Below are 18,293 nucleotides of genomic sequence, written 5' to 3'. Positions count from 1 at the left end.
TCAGCTCCTGCGATCCGAGGTCCACTGACCGATGCGGAAGATCACGTACTCGGCGGGGCGCAGCGGGGCCACGCCAATCAGACACACCAGACGGCCGTTGTCCAGGTCGTTCTGGGTCATCGTGGTGCGATCGCACTTGACGAAGAAGGCCTTCTCCGGGCGGTCTCCGAGCAGGGCGCCCATCTGCCACTCGTTGAAGAGGAAGTCCTCGATGGTGCGACGGACGTTCGCCCACAGCCGCTCCCCGTTCGGCTCGAACACCGCCCACTGGGTGCCCCGGTCGATCGAGTGCTCCAGGTACGCGAAGTAGCGGCGCAGGTTGACGTACTTCCACTCGGGGTCGGAGGTGGCGGTCCTGGCTCCCCACAGCCGGTGACCGCGCCCGGGGAAGAAGCGGAAGCAGTTGACCCCCTCAGGGTTCAGCACGTCCTGCTGCGCCTTGTTCAGCATCTTCTCGAACCCGACGGCGAGCGTGACGACCTCGTTGGCAGGGGCCTTGTAGACGGCGCGCTGGATGTCATTGCGTGCGTAGATTCCGGTGACGAACCCGCTGGGCGGCAACTGAATCTCCTGCTGGGTCACCGGGTCGAGCACGGTCACCCAGGGGTAGTAGAAGGCCGCGCGGGAGGAGTCGACGGCCGCACGCATCTCGCGCACCTGGGAGATCGTCATGCCCTCGCCGGAGTCGAGCACGGCGATGCGGTACCGCATCTGATCGCAGTGGGCGATCAGGCACTGGGCGATGGTGGCCGCGTCCTGCTTGTACGCCGCGTTGTAGCCGAAGCTGGACCCGGGCGCCGCCACGATGGAGATGTCCTCGATGTCCTCGAAGGCCACCAGGCCGAACTTGTCGTCGCTGGAGTCGATGCGGCCCTCGTAGTCGTCGGCCGTGGGCCGCGCGCCGTCGTCCCCGCCGGTCAGCCCGACCTCGACGGACCGCGCTTCGTCGGCGGTGTCCCCGTCCAGGGCGTCCTTTATGCCGGTTTCCCTGTCGAACAGCAGCCTCAGGAAGTCCAGACCACCGGTGACCTTCGTCCCCCGTTCCAGGACGATGGGCAGCCGCAGCGCGTCCGCCCGATTGGCCGGGCGCTCGGCGAAGAGGTCAAACATCGAGTCGGGCGCGCCCGCACGGGTGTGCCGAGGGTCGAGGGGAAGGTCGGGCCAGACACCCGGAAGGTCGTCCGGGTCCGGGGGCAGGTCGGTCAGGGTCACCGTGATCAGCCGGACGCCGTACTCCGCGTTGAGTGCGGAAAGGCTCAGCAGCCCTCCGGCGCCGTCGTCGAACTTCCACCCGTCCATGGTCCGTCTGGCCAGGTAGTACTCCGTCTCACTAGGCGCAGGCGGGCTCGGCGAGGGAGGGCTGGTGGGCACAGAAGGGCCGACCGGCGGAGGCGGGCTCGGCGGTGAGACGGGCGAGGCGTGGGAGATGGCCACCACGTCATGGTCGAGCAGCCCGCGCACCTGGGGTGCGCCACTGGCCATGACGAGCACGTTCTGCCCGCGCCGCAGCGTGAACCGGACACGGCGTCCGCCGACCGCGCCAGGGAACCGGGCCTTCACGGCGACGGTGGTGCCGCCGGTGCCCAGCCGGCAAGCCGCCCGGCCATCCTTCCCCTGCGCCGCCCGGAAGACCCGCTTGACGTACAGCCGCGAGCCGCCGTTCTCGAAAAACGCCCGGACCGCGTGCCACATGTAGTTGTGCATCGGCTCTAGGTCACCCCCGCCCTCGGGAGTGAAGGCGAGCCGTTGGCGGTCCCCGTAGACCCGCTCGAAGTCGAGCAGGCTGGTGACCACCTCAAGGTCGCCCGTCACCGGCCCGTACCGAGTGGGGCCGACGAAGCCGGTGGTTGTGGTGCTGACGCCCTCGATGGACTTGCTTCGGAACGACACCTCCTCGACGTAGACGCCGGGGGCCAGGTATTCAGGCATGGAGCCTCCCAGGATGCGGGATCAGCAGCAGCGTCGAGCGGCCCTGCGTCGCCACGGTGAGATCCCTCCCGTAGCGGAGCCGAGCGGAGGTGAACAGTGTCGAGTCGTCGGCGACCGGCTTGGCGGGCAACTGGTCGAGCAGATCGCACAGGTCGGGCGGCCCGGTAGGGGCGACCACCGGCTCCGGCGGGCTGCCGGGACCCCAGCCGTAGTACGCGCGCAGGCCGATCGGCCAGGTCTGGGCGGAGAGCGTGACGAGGCCCGGTCCCGGAGGGGAAGGCGCCGGAGCCGGCGGCTCAGGGTAGGGGAACATCACGCAGACCTGCCCGTCGGCGCCGGCCAGGCCCAGCGCTGTAGTCCCGTCGGGCAGATGCGCCTCCAGCGTGGCCCAGGCGGCGGGAACGCCCGCGGCCAACTCCAACTGGGCGCGGACGACCGCCACTCCGGCGGGGACGATGCGGGCCGGGGCGGAGAAGACCGGCACGACCGGGGCCAGCGGGAGGTGCGGCGAGCCTGCGGTCGGACTGCCCGGCGGCGAGCCGGCTGGACCGCAGGCGGGGACGGATAGCCCGGCCGACGGGCCGTCAGCGGGGATCACCGCCTCGAAGGAGAACGGCTGGTAGCCGCCGTCCGGGTCGCTGACCTCGATCCGGTACGTCCCCGCCGGACCGGCCCCGCCCGGGTTGGGCGCGGTGTGCAGGGCGTACACCCCAGAGCGGGTGCGCAGTGCCCGGACGGCACGCTCTGCCGGGACACCGCCCCACGACGCCCGGACCGTGACCAAAAATCGTGCGTCGGCCGGACGCGCTGTCACCGGATCCCAGAACCGGACTCCGCAGTGCGCATGACGGACGACCGCTTCGAGCACGGTCACGCCGGAGCCGGTCATGACGGGACCGTGCCAAACCGGAGATCGCGGGTTCGTACCGGTGGATGCGCGGCCGAGCGGACAGTCGATTCGATCTCCACGACACGGGCGACGTAAGCGGCGGAGGGCTGCTGGTTGGCCCTGGCCACCTCCCAGATGCCGAAGACGTCCTGCTGGGTGAGGTTCTCCCAGATGATCTCAACGGTCTCGGCGGGCCGGAAGACCGGTTCCGGCGAGTATGCGTTGAGCACGCCGGCGGGCAGCGTGGCGGTGTCCTGGAGCACCCGGACGCTCCAGCCGAGCAGCCTCTGTTGGGTGGTGGCGTCCTTCGCCCAGGCCGTCAGCAGGTAGTGCAGGTCCAGCGGCACCGGCGGCAGCAGGCAACGGCCGTGCTCGTCGATCCGCCCGGAGGCGTTGCGCCTGCTGGTGTTGATCGTGATGTGGTACAGGTACAGCGACACCGCCAGCCGGTCGGCCTGCGGGCGTTGAAGGTCACTGGAGGTATAGACCGAGAAGGCGGCCGACCCGAAGTCGGGTTCCCCAACCGCTGCCGACTCCAGCAGTCCGAGGACAGCCTGGCTCGTGGCCGCGATGCCCGCGTAACCAGCCATGTCAGCCGGTCCCCCCATCCGGCGGAGCGGCACCGCGTATCACGGCCAGAAGGGACTCGGGGCCCAACTCGCCCAGCGGGACGCGGTGGGGCAGCATCTTGGACAGGATTGTCTGGCTGCCGTCGGAGCTGATTTCCAGGATGCGGGTCTGGCAGCGTGCCGAGAGAAGGTTCACGACCTCGCCCTCGGGCATCTGTCCGGCGCCGAGAATGATGACATCGGGTCCGACCTCGGCCATTTCAGGCATACCCGGACGCGCGTCCGGGACCTCGGCGACGATCATAATGTCCTGCTCGTTCTCCGTGATCCCTCGCACTATCTGACGCAGTATCGTCGGCATTCCGGCCAGCATCACTCGCGTGGGCTTCACAGGACTCCGCCCTATTCCTTGGCATTTACGGATCCGATGTTCCCGGCAGTAGAGATGGTCGGACAATGGATCGACAGATTCATCAACGGTTCATTCGGTCGCGGTCCGTTTCCAGATCTGGAATCACGTCCAGCGGGTGGATCCAAGGGACTGGTTCCTGCGGATGCGCTGGACAACGTCGGTGGAGCAGTTGCGTCTGGGGGTCGCAGCAGGTCCTGGCGGGGTGCGGTTGGATCGGCCGGCAAACTGGGGCCGTCCGGGCAGGAAGCGCCGGGTGGTGCGGCATCGCCGCAAGCCCGGATCCGGCCGACGGCTGAGCCCATGCGGCGGCTCTTCTCGCCCTCCTCTCGGGGAGGCCGGCTCGAATCGAACGCGAAGCTGTACCGGCGGCGCGAGCAGGCGAGCGGTCGCAGGCTGCCCCGAGGCCGTCGCCTGCCTGGTCGAGTTCGACCTGATCACCACCGAGACCGACGGCAGAGGTAAGACCAGGCGACTGCGGCTACTGGCCACGCTGCCCGACCTCGCCGCCGCACCCGCGATCCGGTGAGCCGGCCCGCCAGGAGATCTGGGCCCTGCTGATCGTTTACCACGCGCTGTACGATCTAGCGGCCCAAGTCGCCGCGCTGGACGACCTCGCCGCCCATCCACGCCACCGCATCGGCCGAAACCGCGTCGGTCCGCGAACCGTTGCGCAACGCCGGACACGACACGGAACCACGGTCAGCGACACGAGTGAGATCACAGGGTCAAATATGCCTAAATCGGCATGAAAGTCCTCAACTAAAGGGCAGCGCCTCCTGGATCTATCGGATCTACCAGTGCGCCGCCAGTCGGGCGGCAGTGTCGGCGCGCCGCTCCACATTGAGCTTCCGTAGGATGTTGTGTACGTGGTTTTTGACTGTGGGCAGGGCGATGCAGAGCGACCTTGCGATCTCCTTGTTCGACAGCCCCCGCCGGATGAGGTCGGCGATCTCGTTCTCCCGGTTGGTCAGCAGCCCACTCCGGAGCGGCTGCGGCGCATCGCCGCACGATAAGTCGGCGAGGCGTCGCATCAGGCTCGCGATGATATGGGGAGGGCACACGACCTCGCCACGGGCGGCACGTTCCACGGATGCCACAAGATCCGAAATCGTCCCGTCGATGGTTACATATCCAGACATGCCAGATTCGGCCCATCGGATGATGTCCTGGGTGTCTTCCGAAACGGCGAGTGCCACGACCTTCATGGCCGGCGCCGCATCGCGTAGCCGGCGGGCGGCGGGAGGGCCGTCGGCCACCCCCAAATCAAGGAGCAGGATGTCCGGATGAAGTTCTCTGATCTTATTCAGCGCCTCCCCGGGGTCGGCTGCGCTGCCCACGACCGAAATCGACGCCCTATCGGCCAGCGATTGCGCGAGGCCCTCCCGGTACAGGCGCACCTTGGCGAGAATGAACACACGGACCACGATTAAATCAAACATGGGGCAACCCAACCGGCAAGCATGTCCTGCTGGCGATGACAACGATGTACGGCAGCTTGCCGCATTCTTCATCTGAAGAGCCACACCCCCTTCTTGTCTTTGCCGCCGATCTTCACATTTGCCCCAGTTGGCGCCGATGGCGATCTATCGCGCATTGCGGGCTGTGGCGGTCGCGCCACGTCCATTCGGGAGACGAGAAGCGGTCACCGACCCGGTCAAGATGCTGGTAGGGCCGAAGCCGACCCCTGAGCACCGGCGCAGGCACGGGACCCTCATGCGACGGGCTGAACCACGGCCGGCTCAACATCGCGCGGGTGCGCAGGGGCACTGGCGGACGCTGCCAAGCGGGACAGCGCTGAGCATCTCTACGACGCCGGGTGACACTCCACTCCATTCGGTGCGGTGCAGGACCGGGCCGGTGGTGGCGCGCAGGCGTTCGCCGTAGCTGCTTTACCCGGGTAGGGCACCTGCCGGTCAGGTAGGCGAGGGCGTAGCGCAGGAAGCGTCATTCGGCGGGTGAGGACCGGGCACGGCAAGAGCCGCCTCGGCGACCTCGGCCTCGTGGATCGGACCGCTGGGGGAGCAGGGCAGGCCGATGGGCGTCCCAGACCTGATGGGTCAGACCCAGGTAAGCGCCTTGCTAGTGTGATGCGCCACGGAGCCAGATGCCTGCGCCCACCAGTAGAAGCCAGCCACCCGACGCGGTGGCCACGTCTGGCCCTTCGGGAGCCGCCTGCGAGTCTGCGCCTGCCAATAATTGCATCCACCGAGGTCATGCCCCTGTGAGGGTTTCGCATGGCGTGCGCGAGTTCCGGCCACCAGGAGAGGGAGGCGGGTGCAGCATGATGGTCGGCTGTGCTTCTTCGCCTGGCCTACCTGACCGTCACAAACGCCTTCGCCGCGCTACGGCTGCTGCCGTTGGGAGATCGGGACAAGGACGTTGAGATCCTTGCCTGCGCCACCAGATCACCGTCCTGGAACGCCAGCTCAGCGCCGACACCAGAGTCAAATTCGCACTCGAGGACCGGGCCTTTCTCCCCGCCCTCTTGACATCGCTACCCCGCGAAGTCTGCACCGGCTGCGGCTCCTCGTCCGGCCGGACACCGTCCTGTGCTGGCACCGCAATCTGCTGGAACGGCGTCATGCCCATGCCTGTTGGCCCAAGCGGCCCGGGCGCCCGCCCACGGTCCGCTCCGTCCGTACCCTCATCCTGCGTCTGGCTCGCGTGAACCCCGGCTGGGGGTATCGGCGGGTGCATGGAGCTCGCCACGCTCGGCATCATGATCGCAAAGTCCAGATCTGGGAAATCCTCAAACAGGAAGGCCTCCATCCAGCATCCCAGCGGGCATCCACCATGTTGGCCGACTTCCTGCGCTCGCAAGCCGATGACGCCCTACTGGCCTGCGATTTCATCGAAACCGTCACCTTGAACGGGCAACTCCAGTACATCCTTGCGGTCATCGAGCACGCCACCAGGCTCATCCGCGTGCTCGGTACCACCGCGCACCCAAGCGCGAACTGGGTCACCCAGGCGATAAAGAATCTGGTGATGGATCTGGACGATGCGGGCTGCCGAGCGCGCTTTCCGATCCGAGACCGGGATGGGAAGTTCCCCGCCCTCATGGACGAGGTCCTCGCCGAAGCCGGCATCAAGACCGTGCTCACCGGTATCCGGATGCCGCAGATGAACTCGATCATGGAGCGGTGGGTGCAGTCGTGCCGCCGTGACCTCCTCGACCGCTGCCTCGTGCGGAACGAACGCCACCTGCGGTACGCCCTACGCGGGCATGCTGCACAATGAAACTCCGAGGCCGCTCTGTTGACGATTACGTTCTTGGTCGAACCCGATCATCACGGAGCGGCCCACACTCATGTGCGGCCTGTTACCTCATCGCGATCAATGCCGAGCGAGAGCACCGCCCCCCGTGATCGCGGCACACACTTTGCGCCAGAGCCACACGCACTTGGCCGTTGACACCCTCGGCTCGCGACGCTAGAGAGCCACGGACATTAACACCACAAGGAACGGCCTAGGGACATCCCTAGTCTTGACCGCCTCACGTATGCGCACCACACCGCTAACATGTCGCTCCGACATCAACCCACTCGTCAATCCGTTCGGGGTGTGCTCAGCCGAGGGCGCCGTAGTGCCCCGGCGGACAGCCTCCACGCCGAGCCGGAACCGCGCCGCTTCGGAACGGCGCCTGGGAGATGATGGCCCATCCAAGCCCGTCTAAGATATCGGGCACTCACCCGACAGGACGCATCCCGTCGATCCGACAGCGGCCTGAGCTCCAGCCGCTTGAGCCACACGCCGTGGCATCGACCTGGGGAAGCCCCTGGGTCCTCCCCTGAGGCGGATGCCAGTCCGTGCAGATTACTTTCATGAGATCGAGCCTGAGGGCGCCATGCGCCACGTCGCCGAGATCCACTTCACCGGCGGCGAACCCTATGGCTAGGTGATCGCGCAGGGCGCCGCAGAGACGAGGGGTTATGCCATGACAACCACGGTCGGCCAAGACGCGCCCCGCATCCTGCTCGATATGCCCGCCAAGCAGCCCGAGCTCGGTTTTCCTGCCATCGCCGCAGCCTTGGCCACGAGCATCCGCACAAGCGAGCCACGCTTCGCCATCGGCATCTTCGGCAGTTGGGGCAGCGGCAAGACCACGCTGATGAACGCCATCGCGAATGAACTGGCAACAGACCAGCTAGTGATCGTGCAGTTCAACGCCTGGCGTTATGAGAAGGAGCCCCATCTAATCGTGCCACTGCTGGACACGGTCCGAAGCTCGCTGATCACCTGGGCGAAGGCGGCACAGCGTCGGCCAGAGGCGGCCGAACGCGCCCGCGGTATCGCCCGGAAGGTCGGCACGGTGGTCCGGGCATTCGCCACCGGCCTCAGCGCCCAGGTCGGAGTGGGCTCGGTGGCCAAGGTGACCTTTGACGTCGGCAAGGCTTTACAGGCGATGGGGGCCACTGATCCCGACCCTGCCGACAGCCCGCAATCCATGTACTTCGCCGCCTTCAACCAGTTGTCATCCGCCTTCGAGGAGGTCCAGGCCGCGGAGTTCGCCCGGATCGTCGTCTTCGTCGACGATCTCGACCGCTGTCTTCCCGCCAACGCGCTCGACCTTCTCGAGTCGATGAAACTCTTCTTCGACCTGCCCGGATTCGTCTTCGTTGTAGGAGTGGACCAGAACGTCGTCGAGCGAGCTGTTCAAGCGAAGTTCCCCGCCCACGACCGGCCGGGCATGAACGGGTCGAGCATGGTCGACCGCACCGAGCTGGAGTACGTCAAGAAGATATTCCAGGTGCCCTACGCTCTGCCGCCCATGACAGCCACCCAGCTCGACGACCTTATGAAGTCGATCTACACGACCGCTGGCCTGGGCCCCACTCAACTCGACGACCTGAGGCGACGCGTCAGAGGCTACCTGGGGTACATCGCGGTGGAAGGCCGCATCAACCCCCGTGAGGTGAAGCGCTTCATCAACGCGTACACGCTACAGACCATGATCCGCCCCAAGCTGGACCAGGACACCGTGCTGGCATTACAGACCCTGGAGTTCCGGCGAGACTGGGAAGAGGTCTACGACGTCGTCCTCGCCGAATCCGACGTCTTCCTCGACGCCCTCAGTCACTACCGGACCGGGGACGACAGCGCCTTCGAAAACCTATGGCCCCAGCTCGGCCTGTTGCCCAGCGACCTGATCCTCTACCTGAGATCACCGGCCGCCGAACCGCTCACCCGCCAGCCCAATCTCGACGAGTACATTTACAGCCTGCATGCGACGCGCAACTACAACTCCGCGCTCAACGAGGCCTATCGCGATGTCGGGCAACTCCGCAAAGAAGTCCGCCGAGTCACGACCGAGGTACGCGCCCTCGGGGACGCCAACGCGAGCGCGCCGGCGAGCGAGATGTCAGGGACTGTGGCCAGACTCGCAGGCTTCGCACAGCAGCAGAAGGACAACAGGCGACTCCTTCGGATCGTCGAGGCGCTGCAGCGCGCTGTGGCTCAGCTCTCACCGTCAACCGCCCAGGAGAGCAAGAGCGCCGAACCCGGTGACATTGCCGAGTGGGTCCGCAGCACCGGCGAAACCGTGGATCAACTGCAGCGGGAACTACGCGTAATTCGCGATTCCTCCGCATGGTCGGCGACACCCTGAGGAAAGTCATGAACGCCACGGTCATCGTCGCGCTGATCGGCATCGTCACCGCAGTCGCAGCCGCCATAGTGAACGGTGCGCTCGCAACACGTTCCAAGACCGGCGAAGACGTCCGCGAAGGCAGACAGCAAGCGTACCCAGCCGTGTGGGAATTAACGTCCCAGGCATCAAGGTGGCCGCGGAACACGTTGACCCATCGATCGGCAACCGATTGGTATCGTGCCATGCGGCAGTGGTACTACGCCGCACCCACGGCTGGCGGGATGTACCTTTCGGAGAATGCTAGAGCTCGCTACGGAGACGTGCAGGAATTACTTGAGATCTATCTCAATGGTCTGCCCGAGGACGACCAGCCCTTCCCCGGTGACGTCTACGAATCTTTGGTAGAGGCCTGTAGCAGGTTCAGAACGGCGCTCACGGAGGACCTACAGAGCCGGCGGACGCGCTCGATCGCCTGGGTGGTCTCCCGAGCCCGACTCCACCGACAACATGCACTGAAGGGCAAAAAGGCCAAAGAAAAGGCTAAGGCCACCTACCCGCCGCCAACATGCCCGAAAAGCTAGAGCCAAGACTAGTGAGCCATGGGCGCGTCACTGCGTTGGCTTTGGAGGTCTCCACCAGCACCGTTTGTAGGTCAGTGCTGACACCACCCGGACCAGGAGGGCACCCTAGTGTTGGTGGGAGTTGACACCACCCTGGCGGGCGCGCAAGCGGAGCTCGTAGAGCAGGCCAAGTGGCGGGAGCACCCCAATCGGGACACCCCCGAGCACGTCCGCGATCAGGCCGAACTGTGGGCGGGACACGCACGCACCGAACTGGAGTGGGGCGAAGAGCCTGAGCAAACGACTGTCTGAGGGCGCCTACACCATGGCCGATGATCCGGGTTCGTGGCGAACGGTCCCCGATCACCTCAAGATGCGCTTCTAATCAACCTTGACTAGACGTTTCCTAGCCAAGTAGTCAAACTGGACTAGTCTCTACCAATCCGTTCGCAACACCGAGAGAAGGAATCGAACCCATGGGAAAGTTCGCGATCGAGACGAGAGGGTTGAGCGGAGGTGGGCGCATGTCGGCGACGAAGCTCCTGGTACTCGGTATCGTGCACCTCTCCGGCGGCGCGCATGGCTACCAGGTGCGGTCCGAACTGCAGAGCTGGGGTGCGGAGAGTTGGGCCAAGATCAAGCCCGGCTCGATTTATCACGCGCTGAAGAAGGCGGCGGCTGATGGCCTCCTCACCGAACACGCCGAGCCGGGCAACTCCGGGCCGGAGCGCGTTCTGTACCGCGCGACAGCTCGGGGACGTGACGAGATGGTCGAACTGGTCCGCGACGGTCTGCGGCGCACCCACGACCCGGACATGCTCAACGCGTCCATCGCCATGTTGCCCATGCTGACCAGGACAGATGCCATCGCGCAGGTTAACGAGCGGGTCGCGCGCCTGGAAGCGGAGCTCGTAGTGCAGGCCGAGTGGCGGGAGCACCCCAATAGGGACGCCCCCGAGCACGTCCGCGATCAGGCCGAACTGTGGGCGGGACAGGCACGCACCGAACTGGAGTGGGCGAAGAGCCTGAGCAAACGACTGTCTGAGGGCGCCTACACCATGGCCGATGATCCGGGTTCGTGGCGAACGGTCCCCGATCACCTCAAGATGCGCTTCTAATCAAACTTGACTAGATGTTTCCTCCTCGTGCACTCTGGCCAAGTAATCAAACTTGACTAGCTCAACCAATCCGTTCGCAACACCGAGAGAAGGAATCGAACCCATGGGAAAGCTCGCGATCGAGACGAGAGGGTTGAAGAAGAGCTTCGGCAAGACCCACGCGGTCGCCGGTGTCGACCTGGCCGTGAGCGCCGGGGGCGTGTACGGCGTGCTCGGTCCGAACGGGGCGGGCAAGACCACCACGATCCGCATGCTGGCCACGCTCCTGCGCCCCGACGCCGGAGAGGCGCAAGTGCTCGGCTACGACGTCGTGCGTGACGCCCAGGCGGTGCGGAGCAGGGTGGGCCTCACCGGACAGTTCGCGTCGGTCGACGAAGACCTCACCGGGGTGGAGAACCTGTTGCTGCTCGCCAGGCTGCTCGGCTACTCACGCCGCCGAGGCAGGGAGCGGGCGACCGACCTGCTCGACGCGTTCGGCCTTGCCGAGGCGGCCGGCCGGCAGGTGAAGAAGTACTCCGGCGGGATGCGCCGGCGCATCGACATCGCGGCGAGCCTGGTCGTCACCCCCGAACTGATCTTCCTCGACGAGCCCACGACCGGGCTCGACCCGCGCAGCAGGAACCAGGTCTGGGAGATCGTCAGGGGCATGGTCGCCGAGGGCGCCACCGTGTTGCTGACCACGCAGTACCTCGACGAGGCCGACCAGCTGGCCGACCGGATAGCGGTGATCGACCACGGGAAGGTCATCGCCGAGGGCTCGAGCGGCGAGCTCAAGGCATCGGTCGGCGCCGGCTCGCTGCACGTACGGCTACGTGCGCCCGAGCAGCGGGCCGAGGCCGAACGGGTCCTCGCCGGCGTCCTCGAGGTGCCGGCCGAGCCGTCCGCCGACCCGGCCGCGCTGTCCGCGCGGATCTCCGACCCCGAGCGGGTCGCCCGCGCCCTGGCCGAGCTGTCCCGCAGCGGCATCGACGTCACCGAGTTCGCGCTCGGTCAGCCGAGCCTAGACGAGGTGTTCCTCACCCTGACCGGACACGCCGCCGAGGAGACACCCGAGGAGGATGCCGCATGACCGCCACGACCGCGGAGCAGGCGTCGGCGCCGGTCACCGAGGACGCGCTGCGCAGTGTGCTGTTGGCCGGTGAGCGGCCGTCTCGCCCCGGCCCGGTGCTCACCTCGTTGACATTCGGCTGGCGCGCTCTGCTGAAGATCAAACACGTCCCGGAGCAGCTCGTCGACGTGACCATGTTCCCGATCATGTTCACACTGATGTTCACCTACCTGTTCGGCGGCGCGCTCGCCGGGTCGACACAGGCGTACCTACAGTTCCTGCTGCCCGGCATCCTGGTGCAGGCGAACGTCATGATCACCATGAACACCGGCATAACGCTGAACACCGACATCCAGAAGGGGGTGTTCGACAGGTTCAGGTCACTTCCGGTGTGGCGACCGTCCCCGCTGGTCGGCGCCCTGCTCGGCGATGTGATGCGCTACTCGATCGGGTCGGCGATCGTGATCACGCTCGGCCTGGTCCTAGGGTTCCGGCCGGAGGGTGGCGCCGTCGGCGTGGTGCTCTCGGTGGTGCTGCTGCTGGTGTTCTCGTTCTGCCTGTCGTGGCTGTGGACGATGCTCAGCCTGATCCTGCGCACGCCGAACTCGGTGGCGGGGGTCAGCCTGATGGTGATGTTCCCGCTGACGTTCGTGAGCAACATCTTCGTGGACCCGAAGACGATGCCCGGGTGGATGCAGGCGGTCGTCGAGGTCAACCCGATCACCCACCTGGCGACCGTGGTACGCGGCCTGATGGACGGCTCGGTGCCCGCCGGGGAAATCGGCTGGGTGCTCGTCTCGTCCGTACTTCTCGTCGCGGTCTTCGGTCCCATCACCATGGTCCTCTACCGCAACAAGAAGTAGATGCCGCTACCGCGAGCACTTGGTCGAAATCAACTCCGACAACCCGGCCCACTCGGCCAAAGCCATCACCGCTACCAGACCCGGACACGACAAGGAGAGCCGAATGAGCACCATCCCCAAGAAAACCTCGGAAACCGTTGCGCACACGCCCGGGCGGGCGAGCAGCATCGGGGTCTGGATTCTGCACGTCGTGCTGGCGGCGATAATCGCCGGCGGCGGAATCTCGAAGCTCGCCGGCGACCCGGTCATGGTGGACATGTTCGCCGACATCGGGGCTGGCCAGTGGCTCCAGTACCTGGTCGGAGCGCTGGAGGTCGCGGGAGGGGTTGGACTTCTGATCCCGGCTCTGGCGGGCCTGGCCAGTCTCGGGTTGGCGGCATTGCTGACCGGTGCTGTCATCACCGATCAGTTCGTGCTCGAGCAGAGCCCTTGGCTGCCGCTCGCCTTACTCATCGTGGCGGCCGTGATCGCAAGGACGCGGTGGTCGCGCACCGAGGCCGTCGTCGGCACGCTGCTCAGGCGCTGAGACAAACCTCTCGAACGGAGATGTGAGATGAACGAGATGGCCTTTCGCGTGACATCAAACGATGGCACCACCATCGCCTACGACCGGAAGGGAAGCGGTCCGGCCGTCATTCTGGTGGGCGGAGCACTCGACGAGGGGGTGGAGAACGCTCCCTTGGCGCCGGCTCTCGCCGAGCACTTCACGGTCTACAACTATGCCCGTCGGGGACGCGGCGCGAGCGGCTTCACCGAGCCGTACGCCGTGGAGAGGGAGATCGAGGACCTGGATGCGTTGATCGCGGAGGCGGGCGGCTCGGCACACCTGTTCGGGGCGTCCTCTGGTGGCGCGCTGGCGCTGGAAGCGGCCGCGGCCGGGTCAGCCATCGACACGATCGCCGTGTGGGAGGTGCCCTACGCGGTCGGGGACGACATCCGCCAGCGATTCGAGGAGTACGTCGCGGACACCCGACGCGCCTTCGACGCCGGGCGAGACGAGGAGGTTCTCGAACTGTTCATGCGCTTGAGCGGCGCCTCCGACGACAACATCGCGGCCAGGAAAGCGGCAGGCAAGCAGACGGCGCATTGGGCGCATTCGGTCGCCCTCGCGCCCACGCTGGTCCACGACAGCGTCTTCCTCAACCGCTACCAATTGCCGGCCGATCGACTGGCAACGGTCACCCAACCGGTCCTGGTCACCACCGGAGGACCGATCACGGTCCCCTATATGGCAGGCCTGCCCTCGGACTTCTTCGACCGCGCAGCCGACGAGCTTGCAGACCAATTACCCCACGCTCAACGGGAGACCCTCGAGGGGCCGGATCACGTCGTCGACCCACAGACCGTCGGCCCGCTGTTGCTACGGTTCTTCAGCAGCGAACACTGAGGGGCCTGCGAGGTGTTGCGGGAAGACCGATTAGGCACCGCGCAAGCAGATCTTCGTCGCGCCAGGGACACGGGGCGGACAGGTGGTGTCGAGGTTGATGTCGTCGGCGGCATCACAGGCCTGATCCGGGCGTGCTCGTCACCAACGTCTTCGTCACCACGCAAGGCCGGGCCGTCGTACTGACCTGGGCTTCAGTGGGACTCGACCTGGCCTACTCGCTGCTCATCGGCTCCGTCGTCGGTCGTACCCTCCACTCCGGGCCGACTCAGTACCGCCCACCGAAGCCCTGCGCAGCACATGACCAGGCACCTCGGTAGGGCCAGTGATTCCGGGCTGTGGTCGCATGCGGTCACCGTTCCCGGGCGGTGGCCCGGTGCCGAAAGTCGTGCCCACGGCGTGCTCACGGCGTGCTCACGGCGTGCTCACGTCAGGAGTGCCACCGATGACGCAGCCGCGTTCCCGGGTCGACCTGTACGCGGCGATCCGACGGGATGCCCGATCTGGGATGTCCAACCGCGCGCTGCAGCGCAAGCACGGCGTCGGCTTCCGAACCGTGACAGCGGCGCTGGAATCTGCATGGCCGAAGGAGAGAAAGCAACCGCCCAAACGCGGCTCACGGCTTGACGCGTACCGAGTGGTGATCGACGACTGGCTGCGCTCGGACCTCGACGCGCCGCGGAAGCAGCGACACACGGCGAAGCGGATCTTCGATCGACTGCTTGACGAACATGACGGGGCCGGGGTGGTGTCGTACTGGATGGTCCGCGAGTACGTCGCCACCCAACGCCGTGAGATTCGCGTCGAGGTCGGACGGGAACCTGCCAACGCGTTCATCCCGCAAGAGCACCTCCCGGGCCGCGAGGCCGAGGTTGACTTCGGCGACGTCGCCATCCGCCTGCGCGGCGAGCTCGTAACCTGCGCGCTGTTCAGCCTTCGGCTCTCCTACTCGGGCAAGGCCGTGCACAGGGTCAGTGCCTCGGCTGGGCAGGAAGCCTTCTTCGAGGGTCACGTCCACGCCTTCAACGTGCTCGGCGGGGTGCCGACCGGGAAGATCCGCTACGACAACCTCAAGGCCGCCGTCGCGAGCGTGATCGGGTTCTCCCGCCAGCGGGTCGAGGCCGACAGGTGGACCGCCGTCCGTTCCCACTACGGCATCGAAGCCTTCTACTGCCAGCCCGGAATCCAAGGTGCGCACGAGAAGGGCGGCGTCGAGGGGCAGATCGGCTGGTTCCGACGCAACCACCTCGTCCCCATCCCAGAAGTCGACTCCCTCGCCGAGCTCAACGCTATGGTCGACGCCTGGGACGAAGCCGACGACGCCCGGCGGATCGGGTCCCGCGCCCGCACGGTCGGGGAACACTTCGCCACCGAGCAGCCACTCCTCGCGCCCCTTCCGACCGAGCCGTTCGAGACCGGCCGCTGGTTCACCCCGCGCGTGGACCGGTACGCCCAGGTCACGGTCCGGATGAACAAGTACTCCGTGCCCGCGCGCATGGTCGGCCGTCAAGCCCGGGTGCTCCTGAACGCCAGCGACCTGGTCGTGTTCGACGGCAGGACCGAGATCGCCCGCCACGAACGGCTCATGACCAAGGGCTCGACCCGGGTCGACCTGGACCACTATCTCGAGGCCCTCCTCCGCAAACCGGGCGCGCTACCCGGTGCGAAAGCGCTGGAGCAGGCCAGGGCATCCGGGCGGTTCACGCCCGTTCACGACGCCTGGTGGGCCGCGGCCTGCAAGGCCCACGGTGACGCCGACGGCACCCGTGCCCTCATTGAGGTCCTGATGATGCACCGGCACCTTCCACACGACCACGTCGTCGCCGGACTCGCGACGGCGCTGCGTGCAGGCGCGCTCACCGCGGACGCTGTCGCGTTGGAAGCGCGCAAGTACAACGACACAGCAGATGGCGGAGCCGACGACACGACAGCGGACCACCAGTCCCTGATGAGCGGCGACAGGGCACGCGGAGAAGGCGAGATCCCTGCCGTGCGATCGCTGACCGAGCGCCGGCTCCGCGCCCACATCCCGGCCGACACTCGGCCGCTGCCGAGCGTGGAGAAGTACGACCAGCTGTTGGCCAGCCGACGTGACACCCCGAACGAAGGAACCGCACCGTGACCACCAAGCGCCGTGGAATGACCGAAGAAGCAGCCGACGCCGCGATCGACCAAGCGTGCCGGATGCTGCGAATGCCCACCATCCGCAACTCCTTCACCAACTACGCCGACCGGGCAGGGCGTGAGCAGATGTCTTACCGCGGGTTCCTCGCCGAACTATTGCTTGCCGAGTGCGACGATCGCGCCCGACGCCGGTCCGAACGCCGGATCAAGGCCGCCAAGTTCCCCCGCGAGAAGTCCCTGCGGGCCTTCGACTTCGACGCCAACCCCAACATCGATCCCGCCGTGATCCACACCCTCGCCAAGTGCGAATGGGTCCAGAAGGGACAGCCGCTGTGTCTGATCGGGGACTCCGGCACCGGCAAGTCCCATCTGCTGATCGCACTCGGCACCGAGGCCGCCATGGCCGGCTACCGGGTCAAGTACACCCTGGCGACCCAGCTTGCCAACGAGCTCGTCGAGGCCGCCGACGAGATGACGCTGGCGAAAACCATCGCCCGCTACGGCCGCGTCGACCTGCTCTGCATCGACGAACTCGGCTACATGCAACTCGACCGCCGCGGCGCGGAACTCCTCTTCCAGGTCCTCACCGAGCGTGAGGAGAAGGCCTCGGTCGCGATCGCGTCCAATGAGTCCTTCGGCAAAGCGCACATGTTCGCGCGAATATGTGCGAGGTGCTGCCGAAGCAGCACGGGTTCCTGCCCGGGGACGCCTGGTGAGCGTGGGCGGCGTTGTCGGTCATGGTCGTTACGCTCCTGGTCATGACGATCAGGTTCACTGCCCGGGTTGCGGGCGTGGAGGAAGAAGCCGACGATTGCCTGACGGTGGGTGTCGCAGAGGGTGAAGACGGCGCTGGCATGGTGCTGCTGTTCATGTGTGGTCTGTTCGAGCCCGATGAGCAGGACATTGATCTTGGGATGGACACCTATTGCCTGGTCACCGCAGATCAGGGCACCGCTTATGGCGTCGTTGAAGAGGTGACGCTCCGTGACAGACTACTGCGCGTCAAGGTGGCTGCCGACAGCCTGGATGCGTTGGGGCTGGACGACCACGAGATCGAGGCGTCCCTGGCTGTCGAGGATGACGTCATCGATCAGCTGCGCGATGGACTGTTGCGTGTTCTGACCTATGGTCGGCCCGAAGCCCGTCCGTCAGTGCTTGAGCTGTGATGCCCACAGGTCTCGCTGTTGGGCGACCTGGGCAGTCGGCCATCGACGACGTGGTCGGCTAGATAGATCATGATGCCTTCGGGGGTCATCCCGAACGCCGCGGCGACGAGTTTGGCGTCCATGATGTTGACCAGATCGATCAGGCGGGTGGAGCGAAGCATCCGCGGTGAGATGCCGGCCGGATCCAGGATATGGCTGACATAAGCGACGGAGGCAGGGTTCCGGCCCGCTTTGGTGCCCTTGGTGACCATCAGATGCGGGTTGCTGGTGCGCTGGGTCTCGCGGTGGGCCATGCACCGCTGCACGATGCTCCAGCTGACCGGATCCAGGGGCACGAGCTGGGGGCGATGCCCGAGACGGATGGCACGGTCGCCCGGATCGATGCCGTCCAGGCGCAGGTGGCGGACCTCAGCGCTGGAGGCGCCGTGCAACAGAGACAGGATGCCCAACAGAGCCTCGTGCGGGTGGACAACCGGGTCGGTGACCCATCTCTGGAAGAGGCGTCTTTGCTGGTCGAGGGTGAGCGTCTGACCGATGAAGCCCTTAGCCGCCTTCGCCGACAGCCCGCTGGTGGGATCGATGAGAATCATCTTGTGGCTCTTGGCGAAGCGGAAGAACTGCCGGGCGATCTGCAACCGCCG

The 18,293-nt window shown here is 66.3% G+C and carries 17 protein-coding genes; 11 read left to right on the top strand and 6 right to left on the bottom strand.

Annotated elements, in window-relative coordinates; all coding sequences use genetic code 11:
* The 5 genes from ACWDRB_RS62115 to ACWDRB_RS62095 all read right to left on the bottom strand — a co-directional run bounded on the left by ACWDRB_RS62115 (window position 1) and on the right by ACWDRB_RS62095 (window position 5,214).
* On the bottom strand, window positions 1-1,929 hold the full coding sequence (locus ACWDRB_RS62115) for a phage tail sheath family protein (protein ID WP_449911299.1): 1,929 nt from the start codon (window positions 1,927-1,929) through the stop codon (window positions 1-3).
* Complete coding sequence (locus tag ACWDRB_RS62110; protein WP_449911298.1) at window positions 1,922-2,818, bottom strand: hypothetical protein; 897 nt, start codon at window positions 2,816-2,818, stop codon at window positions 1,922-1,924. Before ACWDRB_RS62110 ends, ACWDRB_RS62115 begins: the two co-directional genes overlap by 8 nt.
* Window positions 2,815-3,408, bottom strand: a complete 594-nt coding sequence (locus tag ACWDRB_RS62105) for a DUF4255 domain-containing protein (RefSeq protein ID WP_449911296.1) — start codon at window positions 3,406-3,408, stop codon at window positions 2,815-2,817. Before ACWDRB_RS62105 ends, ACWDRB_RS62110 begins: the two co-directional genes overlap by 4 nt.
* Window position 3,409: 1 nt before the next feature.
* Window positions 3,410-3,691 carry a hypothetical protein gene (locus ACWDRB_RS62100; RefSeq protein WP_449911294.1) on the bottom strand — a complete coding sequence of 94 codons (282 nt, stop codon included), beginning with the start codon at window positions 3,689-3,691 and terminating at the stop codon, window positions 3,410-3,412.
* 899 nt (window positions 3,692-4,590) lie between these two features.
* Complete coding sequence (locus ACWDRB_RS62095; RefSeq protein WP_449911292.1) at window positions 4,591-5,214, bottom strand: LuxR C-terminal-related transcriptional regulator; 624 nt, start codon at window positions 5,212-5,214, stop codon at window positions 4,591-4,593.
* A gap of 1,378 nt (window positions 5,215-6,592) precedes the next feature.
* Between ACWDRB_RS62095 and ACWDRB_RS62090 the strand changes: the two genes are divergently transcribed.
* The 11 genes from ACWDRB_RS62090 to ACWDRB_RS62040 all read left to right on the top strand — a co-directional run bounded on the left by ACWDRB_RS62090 (window position 6,593) and on the right by ACWDRB_RS62040 (window position 17,652).
* Window positions 6,593-7,039 (top strand): hypothetical protein, encoded by a 447-nt coding sequence (locus ACWDRB_RS62090; protein WP_449911290.1) that lies wholly within the window; start codon window positions 6,593-6,595, stop codon window positions 7,037-7,039.
* A 697-nt stretch (window positions 7,040-7,736) separates the two neighbouring features.
* A complete protein-coding gene (locus ACWDRB_RS62085; protein WP_449911288.1) occupies window positions 7,737-9,407 on the top strand; it encodes a KAP family P-loop NTPase fold protein in 1,671 nt (556 codons plus the stop codon).
* Window positions 9,389-9,970 carry a hypothetical protein gene (locus ACWDRB_RS62080; protein WP_449911286.1) on the top strand — a complete coding sequence of 194 codons (582 nt, stop codon included), beginning with the start codon at window positions 9,389-9,391 and terminating at the stop codon, window positions 9,968-9,970. The genes ACWDRB_RS62085 and ACWDRB_RS62080 overlap by 19 nt, the downstream gene beginning before the upstream one ends.
* A gap of 503 nt (window positions 9,971-10,473) precedes the next feature.
* A complete protein-coding gene (locus ACWDRB_RS62075) occupies window positions 10,474-11,067 on the top strand; it encodes a PadR family transcriptional regulator (RefSeq protein ID WP_449911284.1) in 594 nt (197 codons plus the stop codon).
* A gap of 103 nt (window positions 11,068-11,170) precedes the next feature.
* On the top strand, window positions 11,171-12,136 hold the full coding sequence (locus tag ACWDRB_RS62070) for an ATP-binding cassette domain-containing protein (RefSeq protein WP_449911282.1): 966 nt from the start codon (window positions 11,171-11,173) through the stop codon (window positions 12,134-12,136).
* Complete coding sequence (locus ACWDRB_RS62065; protein ID WP_449911280.1) at window positions 12,133-12,978, top strand: ABC transporter permease; 846 nt, start codon at window positions 12,133-12,135, stop codon at window positions 12,976-12,978. Before ACWDRB_RS62070 ends, ACWDRB_RS62065 begins: the two co-directional genes overlap by 4 nt.
* Window positions 12,979-13,081: 103 nt before the next feature.
* Window positions 13,082-13,504: a DoxX family protein gene (locus ACWDRB_RS62060; protein ID WP_449911278.1), complete on the top strand. Its 423-nt coding sequence runs from the start codon at window positions 13,082-13,084 to the stop codon at window positions 13,502-13,504.
* Window positions 13,505-13,531: 27 nt separating this feature from the next.
* Window positions 13,532-14,365, top strand: a complete 834-nt coding sequence (locus ACWDRB_RS62055; RefSeq protein WP_132208546.1) for an alpha/beta fold hydrolase — start codon at window positions 13,532-13,534, stop codon at window positions 14,363-14,365.
* A gap of 442 nt (window positions 14,366-14,807) precedes the next feature.
* Window positions 14,808-16,484 (top strand): IS21 family transposase, encoded by a 1,677-nt coding sequence (istA, locus tag ACWDRB_RS62050; protein ID WP_449911274.1) that lies wholly within the window; start codon window positions 14,808-14,810, stop codon window positions 16,482-16,484.
* On the top strand, window positions 16,481-17,248 hold the full coding sequence (istB, locus tag ACWDRB_RS62045) for an IS21-like element helper ATPase IstB (protein ID WP_449911272.1): 768 nt from the start codon (window positions 16,481-16,483) through the stop codon (window positions 17,246-17,248). Before istA ends, istB begins: the two co-directional genes overlap by 4 nt.
* Window positions 17,245-17,652 carry an Imm10 family immunity protein gene (locus ACWDRB_RS62040; protein ID WP_449911270.1) on the top strand — a complete coding sequence of 136 codons (408 nt, stop codon included), beginning with the start codon at window positions 17,245-17,247 and terminating at the stop codon, window positions 17,650-17,652. The genes istB and ACWDRB_RS62040 overlap by 4 nt, the downstream gene beginning before the upstream one ends.
* Here ACWDRB_RS62040 and ACWDRB_RS62035 read toward each other — a convergent pair.
* A partial coding sequence (locus tag ACWDRB_RS62035; RefSeq protein ID WP_449911268.1) for a hypothetical protein occupies window positions 17,610-18,293 on the bottom strand: 684 nt, incomplete at its 5' end. The genes ACWDRB_RS62040 and ACWDRB_RS62035 overlap by 43 nt on opposite strands.

The organism is Nonomuraea sp. NPDC003707 (assembly GCF_053587055.1).
This window is presented reverse-complemented; position numbering and strand designations above follow the sequence as displayed.